Source organism: Streptomyces sp. NBC_00310 (assembly GCF_036208085.1).
Taxonomy (GTDB): Bacteria; Actinomycetota; Actinomycetes; order Streptomycetales; family Streptomycetaceae; genus Streptomyces.
Genome location: NZ_CP130714.1, coordinates 5951259 through 5969961, shown reverse-complemented (window position 1 = coordinate 5969961; position 18703 = coordinate 5951259). Strand labels below are relative to the sequence as shown.

Genomic DNA, 18703 nt, shown 5'->3' with positions numbered 1-18703 from the left:
TCCCGTGACCTGCGCCACACTCGACCCGACACGCGTGATCGGCCCATCGAAGCACCTCCGCTTTCGGGCGTTCGTTTCCGCATGGTTCGCCCGGGCACTCGCGAGGTGAGCGTGAGCGACGGGAGGTGTCCCGTGTCCGGGAAACAGCGACCGCGCAGGGGCGACCGGGTGTCGTGGAGGAGTCACGGGGCCGAGGCCACGGGCAGGGTCGAGAAGAAGATCACCGAGAGGACCGCGGCGGCCGGACGCACCGTCGACGCCTCCGCCCAGGACCCGCAGTACCAGGTCCGCAGCGAGAAGTCCGGGCGCAGGGCCGTACACAAACCGCAGGCGCTTCGCGTGACGAGGGACGTGAAGAAGAAAGGGTGACGCGTCCACCCGGACGCGTCCCGCCCACGAGACCGGAGGGCCGTTCGATGGCCGACGGGAGCGGTGCCGGCCTACCGCGCGGGGCTGTGGCTCCCGCCGGTAGGTGAGTCACCGCTCCGGTCGGAAGGCGAGTCGCCTCCCCGGCCGGCACGTGAGTCACCTCCCCGGTCGGCACGTAAGTCGCCGCTCCGGTCGGCACGTGAGTCGCCTCTCCGGCCGGAAGGCGAGTCCCCGCTCCGGTCGGATGCCGGCCAGACGTACGGCAGATCGTCCGGCACGCCTGGGAAGGCCGGTGTGTAGGTGACCGGGTCCTTGCGTACCAGCGCCGACCGGTGGCTGCGGTGAAAGGTGTCGTCGCCGAGCCAGGGAGGCAGTTCCCCGGCGGCCGCCAGTCGCGGCTGGTCACGTATCGGCGCGTCGGGGCGGAACTCCGCGAGGTCGGCGACCAGCGTGGCCGCGCAGCTGTCCCGATGGCCCTGCTCGGACCACACCTGGCAGACCTCCAGGCCGTACCGGACCAGCGCCTCCTCGTATCCCGCCCACATGCGCACGGCCGGATGCCGACGCCACCCGTAGCCCGGCAGGATGAGGCCGCGAAGGACCTGCAGGGCCTCGACCCGCTGCTTGCCCAGCCGGCGAGGGTCCAGGACCAGCGCCGAGGCCCGGAAACCTGGATAGGGCAGGAAGGTCTGCACGCGTCGTCGCCCCTCTCCGCACGGAGTTCCCCACGTCGGCCTCGCCGAGCCGGCCGGACAACGCGCCGGGTACCCCGCGTACGGCACCCATTCCCTCAGGTTCCCTCAGGCGCTCCGCCCGCCCGGCGCGCCGAGGCTCCCGCCCGAACCCGACCGTGAGCGGTTCACCTGCCGGCTTGTTCGGCGAGCGTGTGGGCCACGAGCGCGTTGGCGTGGCCGTGTCCGAGGCCGTGCTCGTTCTTGAGCCAGGAGACGAGCTCCATGTGCCTGGTCAGCGACGAGGCCCGGATCAGGTCCTTCCACTCCGCCACCGGACGGCCGTACTTCTTCTCGATCGAAGGGAAGTAGCCGGCGGGGCCCTTCACAGGTGCGGTCATGTCGGTCGCGTCCTTTCCTCGGCCGGTCGAACGACTCCGTCGACTCCGTGGTCATGACCGGTGGAGGCGGGAGAAGTGATCGGCCTTCGGAAGTGATCCGGGTCACTCGCCGGGGGGCGCCCGTGAGGGGCGGTTACTTGAGGTCCTCGGCTGTGTAGTAGTCGCTCCCGAGCAGGATGTACTCGTAGTTGCTCTTGTCGACGCTGATCGGCTGGAGCAGGTAGGCGGGCACGGCCTTGACGCCGTTCTTGTAGGCCCTTCTGTTGTTCAGCTCCGGCGTCTTGTCGTTGAGTATGTCGTCGGCCATGTACGCGGCCCGCTCGGCGAGCTGACGGAGGTCCTTGTAGACGGTCTGCGACTGCTCGCCCGCGATGATCGACTTCACCGAGGCCAGTTCGGCGTCCTGGCCGGTGATCACCGGGAGGGGCTTGCCGGCCGAGCCGTAGCCGTCCGCCTTCAGCGCGTTCAGGATGCCGATGGAGATGCCGTCGTACGGCGACAGGACCGCGTCGACCTGCGCGCTCCCGTACGACTTGGCGAGGACCTCGGTCATGCGCTTCTGCGCGGTGGGCCCGTCCCAGCGCAGCGTGGTGATCTCGTCGAGCGCGGTCTGACCGGACCGGACGACCAGTTGCTCGCTGTCGATGTACGGCTGCAGAAGGTGCATCGCGCCGTCGAAGAAGAACTTGGTGTTGTTGTCGTCGGGGGAGCCGGCGAACAGCTCGATGTTGAACGGCCCCTCGCCGTCCTCCAGGCCGAGCTTGTCGATGATGTGGCGGGCCTGGAGCCGGCCGACCTGCTCGTTGTCGAACGAGACGTAGTAGTCGACGTTCTTGGAGCCGAGGATGAGCCGGTCGTAGGAGATCACCGGGATCTCCGCGGCGGCGGCCTGCTGGAGCACACCGTTCAGCGACTTGTTGTCGATGGCCGCGATGATCAGTGCGTCGACGCCCTGCTTGATCAGTTTCTCGATCTGCGAGACCTGGGTCTTCGGGCTGTCGTCGCCGTAGAGCAGCTCGGTCTTGTACCCCTTGTCCTGCAGGTCGTCCACGACACTCTTGCCGTCGGTGAGCCACCGCTCGGAGGCACGGGTCGGCATGGCGATACCGATCGTGCCGCGCTCGGAACTGGCCTCGCTCTCCTGGCCGCCGCAGGCGGTCGTGGTGAGGGCGAGGGACACCGCTCCGGCGATTGCGGCGAGGGCGGCTCTTCGACTGAGCATGGTGATCGTTCCCTGTTCCTGTCGTCGTTGAGAGGATGACGGCGAACCAGACGTCGCTGGGGAAAGCGGTGGAGCGGGCGGGGTGAGCCCGCGGGGAATCCGCTCAGCGGCCTCGTGGACGCGCGCGGCGCCGAGGTCGTCGGGGCGCGGCGCACCCGCTTCAGCGGCGGTGAACAGCGGACGGCACTCTCCGAGCTCATCGCGAACCAGCTCGCCCGGCACGTTGCTCGACCCCTGGACGTGGGTCAGGCCGCGCCACGGCGTCCCGGCCGCGTGTGCGCTGGTTCCGGTGATACGCAGGGCACTCGGCTTTCCCATCGTTCGAAATCTCGTCACACGGTCGGAATGTCTGCGCGACAGTAAGAGGGGATGTGCGGAGTGTCAACGGGGCGAACACAATCGGTTCCAGAAAGTGGCGAAGCTCGCTCCGGTCGCGGACGGCATCTCGACGGCGGCATCACGGCCACCGTCCGCGACGACCACCGGGCCGCGACGGCGGGATGATGGGCGTCATGCGCATCCGCATCGACGCCGTCGACCTGCCCGGCCTCACCCGCCCCGCCTCCGCGGACGGCAGAGCCCCCGCGTACGGCAACATCCACGTCGCCGTGCAACGCCGCGACCGCCCGGCCGAACTCCTCGACCCACAGCCCGGCGACGCACCGTCCGCGACCTGGACCCTGGAGTGCGCCACGAGCACCTCGCCGACCGGCACCGAGGTCACCGGCCCCCATGTGCAGGACCGTCTGGGCCGGCGGTTCATCTACCTGTCGTGGGGCACGGTCGACGAGTCGGGCACCTTCACGATGTTCCGCCGCGCCAAACTCATGCTCGACGTCGTCCCCGCCGACATCCTCGCCACCGCCGCTCGCGACGGGCTGCTGGTCGGACGCCTCGGCCTGACCGACGCGCAGGGCGGGCCCCTGTGCGCACGGGTCGAGCCCCCGCACATCACCTGGACCGCCGAACGACAGGCCCCAGGCTCGCCGGCCTCGCGTCGCCCCTTCGGGCCTGTGTGACCTTAATCGCCGTAGTGAGGTCTCGGCGCGTGCGCCGCCGTCCCGTGCGCCGGTGCCGACGACGGTGGCGCACGGCCCATCGGCGGAGGTCATGGCGCTGCGGCCGGAACCGCCCGGCGGGAACACCGTACGGGCGCGGATCAATATCTGTGGTCGCGGGATGAGAAATAGAGGCGGTGCGCGGCGAGTATTCCTGGACCGCCGAGCGGATCGGAATTGTTGACCGCACGGGGCCGATGACACCGTGCTAATGTCGATCTCAGTTGCAGGTGTGGTTGCCAGAAGGTTCATTTTTCCGACGGTTAATCAGCACGGCGACGCGGAATCCGCACAGGGCGAATTCCGGAAATCGTCTCCGAAGGAGAAATGACATGGCTACTGGCACCGTGAAGTGGTTCAACGCGGAAAAGGGCTTCGGCTTCATCGAGCAGGACGGCGGCGGCGCCGACGTCTTCGCCCACTACTCGAACATCGCCACCCAGGGCTTCCGCGAGCTGCAGGAAGGCCAGAAGGTGTCCTTCGACATCGCTCAGGGCCAGAAGGGCCCGACGGCCGAGAACATCGTTCCCGCCTGACACCGCAGCAACGCATACATCGCAGCTGGGGCCCGCACCTAGGGGTGCGGGCCCCGGCTCGCTGCTTTTCAGGGCGCACGACGGGACAGCCCCACCAGCACACGCACGGTGACGCATTCCCCGTCGATCCGAATCGGCGCCCATCTTCATCCGGCTCGTTCTCGCGATTCTCTGCGCCGTTCATTTCAGCTGCGGACATTCCTTGCTACGTGCCCACGTGCTCACATCGAGGAAGGTTCCGCTTGAACCGCGCACGCACCCCCCGCTCCACCCGCTCCAACCGCCCCACCGGTGGCTCCACCCGCTCCGGCGGTGGCTACGACCGTTCCGGCGGTGGCTACGACCGCTCCCGGGGCTCCGCCCCCCAGCGCTCGTCGGCTCCGCGGCGTTCCAAGGGCTACGACCGCCGCCCGACCGCGCCCCAGGGCGAGTTCGCGCTGCCGGTGACGACCACGCCCGCGCTGCCCGCCGTCGAGTCGTTCGCCGACCTCGCCCTGCCGGCCCCGCTGCTGGCCGCGCTCGGCCAGCAGGGCGTGACCACGCCGTTCCCCATTCAGGGCGCCACCCTGCCGAACTCCCTCGCCGGACGTGACGTGCTCGGCCGCGGCCGTACCGGGTCGGGCAAGACCCTCGCCTTCGGCCTCGCGACGCTGGCCCGTACGGTCGGCCGGCGCGCGGAACCGCGACAGCCGCTCGCCCTGGTCCTCGTCCCCACCCGCGAGCTCGCCCAGCAGGTGACCGACGCCCTCACCCCGTACGCCCGCTCCGTGCGGCTGCGCCTGGCCACCGTGGTCGGCGGCATGTCCCTCGGCAGGCAGGCCGGGGCGCTGCGCACCGGGGCCGAGATCGTCGTCGCGACGCCCGGGCGGCTCAAGGACCTCATCGACCGCGGCGACTGCCGACTGGACCAGGTCGACATCACCGTCCTGGACGAGGCCGACCAGATGGCCGACATGGGCTTCATGCCCCAGGTCACCGCCCTGCTCGACCAGGTGCGCCCCGACGGGCAGCGGATGCTCTTCTCGGCCACCCTGGACCGCAACGTCGACCTGCTCGTCCGCCGCTACCTGACCGACCCGGTGGTCCACTCCGTCGACCCGTCGGCGGGTGCGGTCACCACGATGGAGCACCACGTGCTCCACGTGCACGAAGCGGACAAGCACCGGACGACCACCGAGATCGCGGCGCGGGACGGCCGGGTGATCATGTTCCTGGACACCAAGCACGCCGTGGACCGGCTGACCCAGCACCTGCTGAACAGCGGCGTCCGCGCCGCGGCTCTGCACGGCGGCAAGTCCCAGCCGCAGCGCACCCGAACCCTCGCGCAGTTCAAGACCGGCCATGTGACGGTCCTGGTGGCGACCAACGTCGCCGCCCGTGGCATCCACGTCGACAACCTCGACCTGGTCGTCAACGTGGACCCGCCGGCCGACCACAAGGACTACCTGCACCGCGGCGGCCGTACCGCCCGTGCCGGCGAGTCCGGCAGCGTCGTGACCCTCGTGACACCCGGCCAGCGCCGCGGCATGAGCCGGCTGATGGCCTCGGCCGGCATCGCGCCGCAGATCACCTCCGTGCGGTCCGGTGAGGAAGAGCTGACCCGCATCACCGGCGCCCAGGCCCCTTCCGGTGTCCCGGTCGTCGTCACGGCGCCCCCTGCGGCACCTGCCCGCCGCTCCGCGGCCTCCTCGTCCCGGGGCCGCCGCGGCAACCCCTCCCAGGGGCGCACCACCGGACAGGCGCAGGCGGGGCGGCGGCGCAGCGCGCGACGGCCCGCCTTCGACACCGCGGCCTAGAGGCGTCGCCCGGGCAGCCTGGGCATCGCCCAGGCGTCGTCTGGGCGCCGCAAGAAGCTCACCCATCTCCGAGGAGGCAGATTTGACACCGGTTCGGCCACTGCGACACCAGGCGGACCTCTCCCACATGACCGTGGTCGACGACATGGACGCGTCCGGCCTCCGGGTCCGGGACGACATGACCGTCGAGGTCGCCCTGGCCGTCATGGCCGGTGCCCGTGTCGAGTACCTCCTCCTGTGCGACGGCGACGACCAGCGCACGGGCTCGATCACCCGGGCCGAACTCGGCGTTCACCGCACCAGTTCCGCGTACACGGACCGGCTGCGTCTCCGGGACGTCCTCGACGGCTCCTTCACCCCGCCCGTCCCCCGGCCCGTCGCGGCCGGGGGGCGCCTCCGGGCCCCGGGCGTCCTCGCCCTCTCCCGCTGATCCCTCTCCGCCCGGATCAGCCCGTTCTCCTTCTCCCTGTGGGGGCATCATGCGCTGTGTCATCGCCCGGTACCCGTTCGACCTGACCAAGGACGGAGTGCTGGCCCTGATGAAGGGCGTCACGCCCGGACTGATCACGGGTGAGTCCGTGACCATCGGCCGCCGCCGCTATCCCGTCAAGCAGGTGGGGCAGGTCATCACCCGACAGGACAGCCGCGACTTCACCAGCGGCGAAGTCGTCCGGGCCATGACCCGCCTCGGCTTCACCTGTCACGACCACCTCAGGGCCGCGCCCGCGCCTGCGGCCACCGCGCTCCAGACCGCGTCGGCACTGCTCGGCGGCGCCGCTCTGGACGCGTAGACGTAGAGAGATCAGGCGCTCAGCCGCCATCAAGATCCCGGAAGGGCCCTGCCGACGCGCGTCGGCAGGGCCCTTCCGTCGTGTGCCCGTCCCTTCAGGACCGCCGACCGTGACGGGTTCCGCCACCCGTTGTCGCAGGTCACAGGCTATCTGGTCCCCCAGAGGGCTGAAATCTGTTCTCGCCACAGTAGACATTGGGCGGCAGCGCGGTTAGTCTTCTTCTCGTCAAAACGAGTCGAGCGAAACCCGGCAGACACGAACTGGCGGGGTTGCAGTACACGAAACACACAGGTCAGTACGGCTCTGGAGCCGTTGGTTCAGAGAAGGACGGAGGAGCAGACGCCATCAGGATCGCCCGGCCCGAATGCGCTCGGCCCGGGTACCGCAAGACCCCGGATTGGAAGGTGGTCCCCGGTCAGGCAGCCGCGATCCCCGCACCCCCCTTCTGAAGGGCTGGTAGCGGAAGCAGAAGGTCGGCAGAGCACGAGAGCCGACAGATGGTGTTGAATTTCCTTCGGGGCCCTGGTGCCGTACGGCGCCAGGGCCCCTCGACGCGTTGTACTACGAGGTGACATGACAGCAGATAACCCCCTCGGTAATCGTCTGGACGACGACGACTACCCCGCATACACGATGGGGCGGGCCGCCGAGATGCTCGGCACCACCCCGGCCTTCCTCCGAGCCCTCGGCGAGGCCCGGCTGATCACTCCGCTGCGCTCGGAGGGCGGACACCGCCGGTACTCCCGCTACCAGCTGCGGGTCGCGGCGCGCGCCCGCGAACTCGTCGACAAGGGCACCCCCATCGAGGCCGCCTGCCGCATCGTCATCCTCGAGGACCAGCTCGAGGAAGCCCAGCGGATCAACGCCGAGTACCGCCGCCGTGCCGGACACGAAGCGCCCGGCAGTTCCGTCGCCGGTTCCAGCTGATCATGTGGCGCGGGCCGGCCCGCGACCCCGGCGAGCCGTGCACACGGGCTGACGCGACCGGGGGTTCAGGCGGCCTGCCGCGTAAGGACTGCCATCGCGCCGGTCACGGCCGGTAGGCGCCGCGGTTGTGGTACGTGACCTTTCCGGTGGGCAGCTTGGCCGGGGCGAAGAGCTGGTCGACGGTCACGAAATGGAAGCCGCGTGCCGTGAGGGCCTTGATGATGCCCGGCACGGCGTCGACCGTCGTCCGGTGGATGTCGTGCAGGAGGACGATGTCCCCGGGCCTGGTCTCCGCGTTGACGTACTTGATGATCCGGGCGGAATCGCGGTACTTCCAGTCGAGGGTGTCGACGCTCCAGTGCACCAGCGGTCGCCCGGCGGCCGAGCGAACCGTCGCGTTGTGGGCGCCGTAGGGGGCGCGGACGGTGGTGGGCTTCTTGCCGGTCGCCTGCTTGATCGCCGTGTCCGTGCGGGCGAGCTGCGACTTGATCTTCGCGGCGCTGAGCTTGGTCAGATTGGCGTGGTCCCAGCTGTGGTTGCCTATCTGGTGGCCGGCGAGCGCCGCGGCACGCACCGTCGACGGGTTCCTCTGGACGTTCGTGCCGACGGCGTAGAAAGTCGCTCTGACCTTGTGGTCGTTCAGGATGCGCAGCAGCCGCTGGGTGTCGGCGACCGGCCCGTCGTCGAAGGTGAGGGCGACGCACTTCACCTTGCGACAGTCGACGGCCTGAGGTGCGGCGGAGGCGGACGTGGCGGTGCCGGCGAGCGTGGTGCCGCACAGGGCGGCCGTGATGACGGAGATGACGAGGCGTCGGTGCATCGGATCCTCCAGGCGCGGTGAACTGCCTTTGCCGGCAGCGGACTTGCCTGTAAGACGCACTCGACACGGGCTTGGATGTACGTACGATCCGGATATGTGCGTTCCCTATACGTGCGCTCCGTATAGGCGGTTCGGTATACGGAGTCGGGGGTGCGGCCTCGTGGCCACGGCGGAGCGCAAACGTGCAGGGGCACAGCGGAGCGCATACGTGCAGGGCACAGCGGAGCGCATACGTGCAGGGCACACAGGGGCGGTGGAAGTCAGACCTGCCGCGAGCGCTTCACCGGCTGGCGCGGACCGCTGAGCATGACGGACCATCACGCCGTTCGCGGTCGCGCGTTTCGAGGGATACCACGGGCGGCGGAACGGCATCGCGCGGCTGATCGACGGGTCGGCCGGACCGTGCACCAGGGGCGGCTGTTCTCCGAGGGGGACGCCTGCCGGCCGGACTCGCGCGGACGGTCCGGACCGGGGCCCGCCGCCCCGGCGGCCCTCAGGTGTCGGCGTGGGAGGACGGCGACCAACTCGCCTGGCTCGACGCGGTCCTGGCGGACGGCGGGGCCGCCCGGCGTGAGGCGTCCGAGCGTTACGGCGGCGGGCACCGGCCGATCGAGGCCGCTGTCGTGCCCGCGGTCCTCGACCACGCCCGCTCCGTCGGACCGCCCATCGACGTCGCGGTGTTCGGCCCGGCGGCCCGGCGGCCGTGCGGGCATGCGGGCATGCGGCGGCCCCGTCCACGTCACCGGGGACCGGCGGTGGTCGCGTGTGCGCGGCGGGCGCGGGCGGCTCCGTGGGGATCGGCCTCGCGGGTGTACGGACCTGCCACCTCGCCCGCTCCACGGCCGCCGCCCACGGCCCGGCCTCGGCACCCGAACGAGAACTCGAACTCGACGACTAGCAGGGGCGCTGCGTCGCGGTCATCACCCGGTTGCGCGTCGTCGGGGAACACGCGCACGCGGCGTGGGAGCACCTCACGGTGTCACTGCCGGACGCGGGGCCCGGCCGTTCGTCCGTTCGTCCGTCCGTTCGTTCGTTCGTTCGTTCGCCAGTCCACTCGCTCGTTCATCCGTTCGTACCGGTTCGCGCCCGGTCAGTGGGGCGTACGGGTCGGTTCGGGGGCGGTCGATTCCGCCGCGGTGGCGATGTTGCGGGCCATGCCGCCGAAGACCGCGGCGTGGAAGGGGGCCACGCTCCACCAGTAGGCGTGTCCGGCCAGGCCGTGCGGATGGAACAGGGCCCGCTGCCGGTAGACCGTGCGTCCCTGTGGATCCCGGTCGACGGTCATCTCCAGCCAGGCCAGGCCGGGCAGCCGCATCTCCGCGCGCAGCCGGAGCAGCCGGCCCGGCTCGATCTCCTCCACCCGCCAGAAGTCCAGGCTGTCGCCGACCCGCAACCGGGTGGCGTCCCGGCGGCCCCGGCGCAGACCGACACCGCCCACCAGCATGTCCAGCCAGCCCCGCAGGGACCAGGCCAGCGGCGCGGAGTACCAGCCGTTCTCGCCGCCGATCGCCTCCACCACCCGCCACAGCGCCTCCGGCGACGCCGCCACCGTGCGCTCGCGGTGATCCGTGTAGAGGCTGCCGCCCGCCCAGTCCGGGTCGGTCGGCAGCGGGTCGCTGGGGGCGCGGGGAGCCGAGGCCGAGGACCACCTGGTGGCCACGTCCGCGTCCTGTACGCGCCGCAGGGCCAGCCGGATCGCCCGGTCGAGGGTGACCGGGCCCTCCGGCGGGTCCGGCACGTAACGGACGATGTCCCGCTCCGCGCAGACCACCTCGTGTTTCAGTGACTCGACCAGCGGGCGCGCGAGGGCGCCCGGCACCGGGGTGACCAGACCGACCCAGAGGCTGGACAACCGGGGGGTGAGCAGCGGAACGGGGACGATGGCACGCTTCCGCAGCCCGGCGACGACGGCGTACCGCCGCATCATCTCCTCGTACGTGACGACATCCGGTCCGCCGATGTCGAAGGTCCGGTTCACGTCGTCCGGCAGCCGCGCGCACCCCACGAGGAGGCGGAGCACGTCGCGGACGGCGATGGGCTGGATGCGGGTGCGCACCCAGCTCGGCGTCACCATGGCGGGGAGCCGCTCGGTCAGATGGCGCAGCATCTCGAACGAGGCCGAACCCGACCCGATGATCACGGCTGCCCGCAGCACGGCGGTCGGCACACCCGAGGCCAGGAGGATGCGGCCCACTTCGGCGCGGGACCGCAGATGGGGGGAGAGCTCGTCCTCGGGTACGCCGGCAGGGGTCAGCCCGCCGAGGTAGACGATCCTCCGGATTCCGGCGGCACGCGCCTGCTCGCCGAAGATCCTCGCGGCGCGCCGGTCGGTCTCCTCGAAACCCCGCCCGGTGCCCAGCGCGTGTACGAGGTAGTACGCGATGTCGACGCCCTCCATGGCCGCGCGCACGGACTCCGCGTCCGTCACGTCCCCGCGCACGACCTCCACCTGCCCGGCCCACGGATGGTCCCGCAGCTTCCCGGGCGAACGGGCCAGACAGCGCACCGAGAACCCGGCGCCCACCAACTCCGGCACCAGCCTGCCCCCCAGGTAGCCGGTGGCACCGGTGACCAGGCAGCGCGGGGGGTGGGCGGCGGCGGTCATGCCGGTCGCCCGCGCACCGGTCGCGTGCGCCTCGTCCGACGACGACCGGCGGACCGGACCGCGGAAAACGTCATGGCTGCCCTCCGAAGGGCTCTGTGACCGCTCCCCCGAGCCCATGCTCAGGGCCGGAAACGAGCACCGCAACCTCGGAGACGACCGGCCACCGGTCGCTTGGCTACGCTGGACGAGAGTCGTCCATAGCGGGATAAGATCGGGCAAATTTCCCTAAGGAACCGAAAATGGGTCTCGGCGTCGGCCTTCGGGCCGTGAAGCGTAGGTCTCTCGGTCGGGCGGGGGCGGCGGTCGTGGTGGCCGTCGGTCTGGTCCTGACCGGGGCGTGTGGTGGTGGCGGGGACGGCGGGAGTGGGGGTGACAGCCTCACCGTCGGCGTGCTGCTCCCGGGTGGCGGAGCCTCTCGCTTCGGGCAGTTCGACAGACCCCTGATCGAGAAGAAGCTGAAGGAGCTCTGCCCGGACTGTCCGGCGGCGACCGTCGCCGCCACGGCCGAACCGGCGGTCCAGCGGCAGCAGCTCGACGCCATGATCACCAAAGGCGTGGACGTCCTGATCGTCGCCGCCGTCGACGCCAAGGCGCTGCGCTCGTCGGTCGAGGCCGCGGACCGGGCCGGCATCCCGGTCGTCGCCTATGACCGGCTCGCCGAGGGACCCATCTCCGGTTACGTCACCTTCGACGGGGAGACCGTCGGCAAGCTCCAGGCCGAGGCCCTGCTGAAGGCCATGGGCACGAAGGCGGACGGCGGCCAGATCGTCATGATGAACGGCGCCACGACCGACCCCAACGCCGGCTGGTACAAGCGCGGGGCGCTCTCCGTCCTGGAGGGCAAGGTGAAGATCGGCAAGTCCTACGACACGGTCGGCTGGCGGCCGGAGAACGGCTACGTCAACATGGCCGGCGCCATCGCCGCCCTGGGCGCGAACAACATCGACGGCGTGCTGGCCGCCAACGACAGCCTCGCCGGCGCCGTCGTCTCCGCCCTCAACGCCAGCGCGGTGCGGCCACTGCCCCCGGTCACCGGACAGGACGCCGACCTCGCGGCCGTGCAGCGCATCGTCCAGGGCAGCCAGTACATGACCATCTACAAGCCGTTCAAGCCCGCGGCCGACGCCGCCGCGGAGATGGCGGTCGCCCTGGGACGCGACGAGCCGATCGACTCCATCGCCACCGGCACCGTCGACAGCCCCACCACGAAGGACGTTCCGGCGGTCCTGCTCCCGTCGATCTCGGTGACGGCCGACAACATCGAGGACACTCTGGTCAAGGACGGTATGTACACGATCGACCAGATCTGCACCCCGAAGCTCCGGCCCGCCTGCGACAAGGCCGGACTCAGCCCATGAGGCTCATGAGCTTCATCAGCACCCTGAGCCCCATCAGGAGGTGGCCCGGTGGTTCAGCCCTTGCTGGCGTTGCGCGGCGTCTCCAAACGCTTCGCCGCCGTCCAGGCCCTGGTGGACGTCGAACTGGAGATCAGGGCCGGGGAGGTGGTCGCCCTGGTGGGCGACAACGCCGCCGGGAAGTCCACCCTGGTCAAGGTGATCTCCGGGGTGGGCCCCGCCGACCGGGGCGTCATCGAGTGGGAGGGCGCCGCCGTCCAGATCCGGCGCCCCCAGGACGCCCAGCTCCTCGGGATCGCCGCCGTCTACCAGGACCTCGCGATGTGCGGCAACCTCGACGTCGTCGGCAACCTCTTCCTCGGCCGGGAGATCCACCGGTACGGCATCCTCGACGAGGTGGAGATGGAGCGCCGCACCCGTGAGCTGCTGCGCACCCTGTCCATCCGCATCCCCGACGTACGGGTGCCGCTCGCCACCCTCTCCGGCGGACAGCGCCAGGTCGTCGCGATCACCCGCTCGTTCGTCAGCGCGCCCCGGCTGCTCCTGCTCGACGAGCCCACCGCCTCCCTCGGCCTCGAACAGACCAACCAGCTCCTCGACCTCATCGAGGAGCTGCGCGACCGGGGCACCGGGGTGCTCCTCATCAGCCACAACATGGGGGACATCAAGGCCGTGGCCGACCGGATCGCCGTTCTGCGCCTGGGCCGCAACAACGGCCTCTTCGACGTGAGCACCACCTCGCAGGAACAGATCATCTCCTCCATCACCGGCGCGGTGGACAACGCCGCCAACCACCGCCCGACCGACCCGGAGGAGACATGGCCGTGAGGTGGGGGCGGCGGCGGAAGGAGAAGGAGACGGGGAGCCCGCGGGAAGGCGGGCATCCGTGGCACGACGAGCGCCTCAGGGCGTACGCGCGGGCCGCGCGCCGCAGACTGCACGAAGGTGAGCTGGGCCCGGCCCCGGCCCTGCTCGCCCTCGCCGTGACCTGGATCGTCTTCCAGAGCCTCAACGAGAACTTCCTCTCGCCGCGCAACCTGTCCGTCCTCAGCGTGGAGATCGTCGGGACCGGCATGGTCGCCGTCGGCGTCGTCTTCGTGCTGCTGATCGGCGAGATCGACCTGTCGGTGGGCTCGCTGGCCGGCCTCTCCGGCGCCATGTTCGCGGCACTGAACGTCAACCACGGCATGCCGGAAGGGCTCGCCGTGTTCATCGCGGTGCTCTGCGGCGCGGCGGCCGGGGCGGCCCACGGGTTCATCTTCACCAAGATCGGCGTACCCGCCTTCGTCGTCACCCTCTCGGGCCTGCTGGCCTGGAACGGCCTGATGCTCTATCTGCTGGGGCCGGAGAGCTCCATCAGCTTCAGCGACGACGGGCTCGTCGCCGAGCTGACCAGCCGCTACTTCAGCGCCCCCCTCCTCACCTACGGCCTGGCCGCGCTCGGGCCGGCCGCGTACCTCCTCCTGTGCCGGCGCGACCGCAGGCGTCGCGCCGCCGCCGGGATGCCGTACCGGGCGAGGGGCGAGATCTGGGTGCGTACGGCACTCCTCGCGGTGGTCGCGGTCGCCACGGTCTATGTGCTGGACCGGTTCGAGGGCCTGCCGCTGGCGCTGCTGATCTTCCTCGGGGTCATCGTCGCCTCCGACCTCCTGCTGCGCCGCACGGTGGCCGGCCGGCAGGTCCTGGCGCTGGGCAGCGGTGCGGAGGCGGCCCGGCGGTCCGGTGTCGACGTGGCGCGCGTACGGATCTCGGTGTTCCTGGTGTCCGGGACCCTGGCCGCGGTGGGCGGTCTGTTCGTCGCGTCGCGGCTCACCTCGGCGACCCAGGTCCCGGGCTCCGGCATGCTGCTGATCAACGCCATCGCCGCCGCCGTCATCGGGGGCACCAGCCTGTTCGGCGGCCGTGGCTCGGCCTGGTCCGCGCTGCTGGGGGTGCTCATCATCCAGTCGATCGCCTCGGGCATGGCGCTGCTGGGGGTCCAGCCCGCCGTCCAGTTCATGATCACCGGTGGGGTGCTGCTCGTCGCGGTGGTCTTCGACTCGCTGGCGCGCCGCGCGGCGGAGTCGCGCGGACGGGCCTGACGCGCGCGGACGGAGCTGACCCGCGCGGACGGGCCTGACCCGCGCGGACGGAGCTGACCCGCACGGACGGGCCTGACCCGCACGGACGGGCCTGACCCGGGTGTCAGGCGCCTGAGGCGTGACCTTGGCGTCGCGGGGTCACACCGGGGTCCCCGCGTCACTCATCCGCAGGACGAGCCGCAGGGTCTCGGTCAGGACGGCGGTGGGCACGGTCGGGTCGGCGACGCGCTGGACGCCGAGGCCGATCCCCAGGCTGAGCAGCGTCATCGCGGCCCGGTCTGCGGGCATGGCCGGGGCAACGCCCAGCTCCCGGGCCAGCGCGTCGAGCAGCTGGGCCAGGACCTCGCGGATCGCGGCCACACGAACCGTGATCTCGCTCCGCAGCTCGTCGTCGTGACGCGCGCTGGTGAGGAACTCGACCTCCAGCGTGGTCCACGCCTCGTCGCCGATGTGCGCCTCGGCCCACGCGGCGAAGGCCGCCAGGCGGTCGTCGATCCCGGCCTCGCCCATGACGGCGTCCGTGAGCAGCGTCAGCTGTTCGGCCCGGATGTCGTCGAGAGCGGCGAGGCACAGATGGCCCTTGCCGCGGAAGTTGGAGTAGACGGCGCCCTTGGAGAAGCCGGCCGTCTCCGCGACGTCGCTGAGCGAGGTGGCGGCGTACCCGTGGGAGAGGAACAGCTGCCGCGCGGTGGCGACGAGCCGCTCGCGCGTGCGCTCCTGACTCTCGACGCGGCTGAGGCGGGCCATGTCTCGCTCCCTCTCCCGTTCGCGGTCGCAGTTCTCGGGGGTTCCCGGAGTTCCCTGAGTTCCCTGAGTTCCCTGAGTTCTCGAGGGTTCCGGGCGTTCTCGGGGTTCCGGGCGTTCTCGGGGTTCCGGGCGTTCTCGGGGTCCTCGGGGTCCTCGGGGTCCTCGGATCTTATCTCCGGCAGGCCCTGTCCAAGGATTTCGGATACCGCTAGTATCCGGATCTCTTCGGTATCCGGATCTCGCCGGTACCCCGAATGGGCGGAGACCCCCAGTGACCGCGACGGGCACGCGAACGGCCCCTTCCCGAAGGCCCCCTTCCCGAGGACTCGTCCTGGGCTGCGGCGGAACGCTCGGCGCGGCCTGGACGATCGGCGCCCTGCACTCGCTCCAGCGGGCCACGGGATGGGACCCGCGCGAGGCCGAGGTCCTGGTGGGCACCTCCGCCGGAGCGGAGGTGGCGGCGATGCTCGGTGCCGGCCTCGGCGTGGCGGAGCTGCTGGCCGCGCAGCTGGGGCAACGGGACGCCCGTCCGGAACTCCTCCGGCACTTCGCCTCCCCGCCCCGGCCGCTTCCGCCCCGGCCCGCGGCCTTCCCCGGATCACCCCGGCTGGCGCGCCACGCGCTGGGCCGTACCGCTCCCGCCCTGGCCGGGCTGTCCGGCCTGTTGCCCCAAGGCCGCGGCGACGCGCGCCGGCTGGCGACCCTCGCGGACGCTCTGACGCCTCCCGGACAGTGGGTCCGGCATCCCGCGACCTGGCTGGTGGCCACGGACTTCGACACGGGCCGCCGTACGGTCTTCGGACACCCCGACACCCGGCCGGCCGCCCTGCGGGACGCGCTCCGGGCGTCCTGGGCGGTGCCGGGCTGGTTCCCGCCCGTACGCGTCGGGGGCCGACGTTACGCCGACGGCGGCATCCTCTCCACCGCGTCCGCCGACCTCCTGATCCCGAGCGGACTCGACGAGGTGTACGTCATCGCGCCGATGAGCTCCCGCTCCCCCGGACCGCGCCGAGGACTCGGCCGCGCGGAGGCCCTGCTGCGCCGCGTCATGACCCGCACGCTCGACGCGGAGTGCGCCGCGCTGCGGGCGGCGGGCACCCGGGTCGTCCGGATCGAGCCCGCCGCCGCCGACCTGGAGGTGCTGGGCGGCAACTTCATGGACCCCCGGCGTCGCCTGACGGTCCTGGAGACCTCCCTGCGCACCACACGCGCCCTCGTCCGCGAGGCCGTGGACACCCCCGACACCACCGACGCCACCGACGCCACCGACGCCACCGACACCCCCGACGCCACCGCCGACGCCCGGTCAGGAGCCTGAGATGCCGCCCCTCGAAAGCGCCGACAGTCCCGAAAGCCGCCCCGAGAGCCCCGAGAGCCCGACCGGGACCGTCACCCGCGAGACCCACCACGTCGAGGCGCTGATCATCGGCAGCGGTCTCTCCGGGATCGGGGCGGCCGTCAAGCTGCGCGAGGCGGGGGTGCGCGACCTGGTCCTCGTCGAGAAGGCGGACGACCTGGGCGGCACCTGGCGGGACAACACCTACCCGGGCTGCGCCTGCGACGTGCCCTCCGCCCTGTACTCCTACTCGTTCGCACCCAACCCGGAGTGGACGCGGGCCTTCGCCGGCCAGCCGGAGATCCGCGCCTACCTCCGCGACACGGCGACCGCGTACGGCATCACCCCGCTCATCCGCTTCGGCACCGAGGTCACCCGGGCGCGGTGGCACCCCGCCGACGCCCGCTGGCACGTCGAGACCAGCCGCGACCACTACACGGCCCGGTTCCTGATCTCGGCGGCCGGCCCCTGGCACGAACCGCTGCTGCCCGACATACCGGGCCTCGCCGACTTCCCCGGCGAGATCTTCCACTCCTCGCGCTGGCGCCACGACCACGACCTCACCGGCGCCCGCGTGGCCGTCGTCGGCAGCGGCGCCTCGGCCGTGCAGTTCGTGCCGGCGATACAGCCCCGCGTCGGTCGGCTGCACCTGTTCCAGCGCACCGCCCAGTGGGTGCTGCCCAAGCCGGACCACCCGGTGCCGCGTGCCGAACGGTGGCTGCTGCGGAACGTCCCCGGTGCTCAACGGGCGCTGCGGAAAACGGAGTACGCGGCGCTGGAGGCCCTCGGCGTGGGCTTCCGCCACCCGGCTCTCCTGCGGGCGGTGCAGAAGGTGGGCACCCTCCATCTCCGAGCCACCATCAAGAACCCCCACCTGAGGCGGGCGCTGACCCCCGACTACACCCTGGGCTGCAAGCGGCTCCTGCTCTCCAACACCTACTATCCCGCCCTGACCAGGTCCAACGTCACCGTGCACGCCACGGCGGTGAAGGCCGTCGAGGGCGGTCGGGTCATCGGCGCCGACGGCAGCGGCGCGGACGTCGACACGATCATCCTGGGCACCGGCTTCCACATCCTCGACATGCCCATCGCCCAACGCGTGTTCGACGCCGACGGCACCAGCCTCGACGGCCACTGGAAGGGCAGCCCGGACGCCTATCTCGGCACCACCGTCAGCGGCTTCCCCAACGCGTTCGTCCTCCTCGGGCCGCACCTGGGCACCGGGCACTCCTCCGCGTACGCGGTCCTCGAAGCGCAACTGGAGTATGTGGCAGGGGCGGTGCGGCACGTCCGCTCGGCCGGCTGGGCCGGCATGGACGTACGGCCCGAGGTGCAGGCCGCCTTCCGCGCCGAGGTCCAGCAGGCGCTGCCGTCCACGGTCTACAACGCGGGCGGCTGCTCCAGCTACTACCTCGACGACAACGGCCTCAACAGCTTCAGCTGGCCCTGGTCGACGGGCCGGATGCGCCGACGGCTGGCGCGGTTCGACCCCGAGGCCTACGCCGTGACGGGTGCCGCCGGCTGAGGCCGCCGCCCGATGGACGCGATCAGGAAGGAGAGGCCCGTGGTCACGGCGGCCGTCCCCAGCATGACCAGCGTGACACCGACGCCGTAGAGGCCGCTGGCGTCGTCCGACCAGTCGTAGAAGGAGGCGACGGTCAGGCCGGCCGTGGTGCCGACGACGGCGCCCGTGATGTGCCGCCGGGACGCCGCCCAGTACACCGACGGCAGCAGGGTCAGCACCAGGCCGATCACCTGCCACGCCTCGTACGGGCCGGTCGACGAACCGTCAGGATGCACGTCGCGGTGCTGGTCCCAGCCCAGCCAGACGGCCCACAGGGTCAGTGATGCCACGGCCGTCACCAGCGTCGACAGCGGCTGAGGAAGGGATTTCAGGAGTCCTGGTCGCATGCCCCCCAGCCTCTCGGCACGCCCCTTCGCCGACCAGAGCGCGTGTACTCACTTCCACCCGAGTACCTGAGCGAATC

The 18703-nt window shown here is 71.3% G+C and carries 19 protein-coding genes and 1 pseudogene; 13 read left to right on the top strand and 7 right to left on the bottom strand.

The features are described from left to right. Nucleotides 1-81 precede the first annotated feature (81 nt). Complete coding sequence (locus tag OG202_RS26200) at nucleotides 82-369, top strand: DUF2945 domain-containing protein (protein ID WP_328223669.1); 288 nt, start codon at nucleotides 82-84, stop codon at nucleotides 367-369. 233 nt (nucleotides 370-602) lie between these two features. On the opposite strand, the pseudogene OG202_RS26195 reads toward OG202_RS26200, so the two are convergent. The 3 genes and pseudogenes from OG202_RS26195 to chvE all read right to left on the bottom strand — a co-directional run. Next, nucleotides 603-1064 (bottom strand): annotated as a pseudogene (locus OG202_RS26195) (MSMEG_6728 family protein); the annotation flags it as partial. A gap of 164 nt (nucleotides 1065-1228) precedes the next feature. Beyond that, on the bottom strand, nucleotides 1229-1441 hold the full coding sequence (locus OG202_RS26190; RefSeq protein WP_327728601.1) for a DUF4287 domain-containing protein: 213 nt from the start codon (nucleotides 1439-1441) through the stop codon (nucleotides 1229-1231). A 133-nt stretch (nucleotides 1442-1574) separates the two neighbouring features. Continuing rightward, the gene (chvE, locus tag OG202_RS26185) at nucleotides 1575-2663 is read right to left on the bottom strand and encodes a multiple monosaccharide ABC transporter substrate-binding protein (RefSeq protein WP_327728602.1); all 1089 of its coding nucleotides are present in this window, start codon (nucleotides 2661-2663) and stop codon (nucleotides 1575-1577) included. A gap of 512 nt (nucleotides 2664-3175) precedes the next feature. On the opposite strand from chvE, the gene OG202_RS26180 reads away from it, so the two are divergent. The 6 genes from OG202_RS26180 (at nucleotide 3176) to OG202_RS26155 (ending at nucleotide 7771) form a co-directional block, all read left to right on the top strand. Further along, nucleotides 3176-3682 (top strand): DUF5990 family protein, encoded by a 507-nt coding sequence (locus tag OG202_RS26180; RefSeq protein ID WP_326580109.1) that lies wholly within the window; start codon nucleotides 3176-3178, stop codon nucleotides 3680-3682. Between the two features lie 371 nt (nucleotides 3683-4053). Continuing rightward, on the top strand, nucleotides 4054-4257 hold the full coding sequence (locus OG202_RS26175; RefSeq protein ID WP_189725621.1) for a cold-shock protein: 204 nt from the start codon (nucleotides 4054-4056) through the stop codon (nucleotides 4255-4257). 242 nt (nucleotides 4258-4499) lie between these two features. After that, entirely contained in the window at nucleotides 4500-6053 is a 1554-nt protein-coding gene (locus tag OG202_RS26170) for a DEAD/DEAH box helicase (RefSeq protein WP_326580115.1), read from the top strand. 127 nt (nucleotides 6054-6180) lie between these two features. Continuing rightward, nucleotides 6181-6483 (top strand): hypothetical protein, encoded by a 303-nt coding sequence (locus OG202_RS26165; RefSeq protein ID WP_328223668.1) that lies wholly within the window; start codon nucleotides 6181-6183, stop codon nucleotides 6481-6483. Nucleotides 6484-6532: 49 nt separating this feature from the next. Next, nucleotides 6533-6844, top strand: a complete 312-nt coding sequence (locus tag OG202_RS26160) for an SCO5918 family protein (protein WP_326580119.1) — start codon at nucleotides 6533-6535, stop codon at nucleotides 6842-6844. 573 nt (nucleotides 6845-7417) lie between these two features. Beyond that, entirely contained in the window at nucleotides 7418-7771 is a 354-nt protein-coding gene (locus OG202_RS26155; RefSeq protein WP_326580121.1) for a helix-turn-helix domain-containing protein, read from the top strand. A 103-nt stretch (nucleotides 7772-7874) separates the two neighbouring features. Here the strand turns inward: OG202_RS26155 and OG202_RS26150 are convergent, their stop codons facing one another. Next, nucleotides 7875-8591 carry a polysaccharide deacetylase family protein gene (locus tag OG202_RS26150; protein ID WP_327728604.1) on the bottom strand — a complete coding sequence of 239 codons (717 nt, stop codon included), beginning with the start codon at nucleotides 8589-8591 and terminating at the stop codon, nucleotides 7875-7877. A 763-nt stretch (nucleotides 8592-9354) separates the two neighbouring features. On the opposite strand from OG202_RS26150, the gene OG202_RS26145 reads away from it, so the two are divergent. Next, nucleotides 9355-9489 (top strand): hypothetical protein, encoded by a 135-nt coding sequence (locus OG202_RS26145; RefSeq protein WP_328223667.1) that lies wholly within the window; start codon nucleotides 9355-9357, stop codon nucleotides 9487-9489. Nucleotides 9490-9681: 192 nt separating this feature from the next. Here OG202_RS26145 and OG202_RS26140 read toward each other — a convergent pair whose 3' ends face one another. After that, nucleotides 9682-11196, bottom strand: coding sequence for an SDR family oxidoreductase (locus tag OG202_RS26140; protein ID WP_327728606.1), 1515 nt, complete (start codon nucleotides 11194-11196; stop codon nucleotides 9682-9684). Between the two features lie 239 nt (nucleotides 11197-11435). On the opposite strand from OG202_RS26140, the gene OG202_RS26135 reads away from it, so the two are divergent. From OG202_RS26135 to OG202_RS26125, 3 genes are read left to right on the top strand one after another with little or no spacing between them, the layout of a single operon-like run. Next, on the top strand, nucleotides 11436-12554 hold the full coding sequence (locus OG202_RS26135; protein ID WP_328223666.1) for a sugar ABC transporter substrate-binding protein: 1119 nt from the start codon (nucleotides 11436-11438) through the stop codon (nucleotides 12552-12554). Nucleotides 12555-12602: 48 nt separating this feature from the next. Next, a complete protein-coding gene (locus OG202_RS26130; RefSeq protein WP_326580130.1) occupies nucleotides 12603-13379 on the top strand; it encodes an ATP-binding cassette domain-containing protein in 777 nt (258 codons plus the stop codon). Beyond that, complete coding sequence (locus tag OG202_RS26125) at nucleotides 13370-14632, top strand: sugar ABC transporter permease (protein WP_328223665.1); 1263 nt, start codon at nucleotides 13370-13372, stop codon at nucleotides 14630-14632. Before OG202_RS26130 ends, OG202_RS26125 begins: the two co-directional genes overlap by 10 nt. A 138-nt stretch (nucleotides 14633-14770) precedes the next feature. Here the strand turns inward: OG202_RS26125 and OG202_RS26120 are convergent, their stop codons facing one another. Then, nucleotides 14771-15379, bottom strand: a complete 609-nt coding sequence (locus OG202_RS26120; RefSeq protein ID WP_328223664.1) for a TetR/AcrR family transcriptional regulator — start codon at nucleotides 15377-15379, stop codon at nucleotides 14771-14773. A 271-nt stretch (nucleotides 15380-15650) separates the two neighbouring features. Between OG202_RS26120 and OG202_RS26115 the strand changes: the two genes are divergently transcribed. Together OG202_RS26115 and OG202_RS26110 are read left to right on the top strand one after the other, a co-directional pair. Next, the gene (locus OG202_RS26115; RefSeq protein WP_328223663.1) at nucleotides 15651-16697 is read left to right on the top strand and encodes a patatin-like phospholipase family protein; all 1047 of its coding nucleotides are present in this window, start codon (nucleotides 15651-15653) and stop codon (nucleotides 16695-16697) included. A gap of 1 nt (nucleotide 16698) precedes the next feature. Next, nucleotides 16699-18240 carry a flavin-containing monooxygenase gene (locus tag OG202_RS26110; protein ID WP_328223662.1) on the top strand — a complete coding sequence of 514 codons (1542 nt, stop codon included), beginning with the start codon at nucleotides 16699-16701 and terminating at the stop codon, nucleotides 18238-18240. On the opposite strand, the gene OG202_RS26105 is transcribed toward OG202_RS26110, so the two are convergent. Continuing rightward, nucleotides 18213-18626 (bottom strand): hypothetical protein, encoded by a 414-nt coding sequence (locus OG202_RS26105; RefSeq protein WP_328223661.1) that lies wholly within the window; start codon nucleotides 18624-18626, stop codon nucleotides 18213-18215. The two genes, OG202_RS26110 and OG202_RS26105, sit on opposite strands and share 28 nt — an antisense overlap. Nucleotides 18627-18703 lie beyond the last annotated feature (77 nt).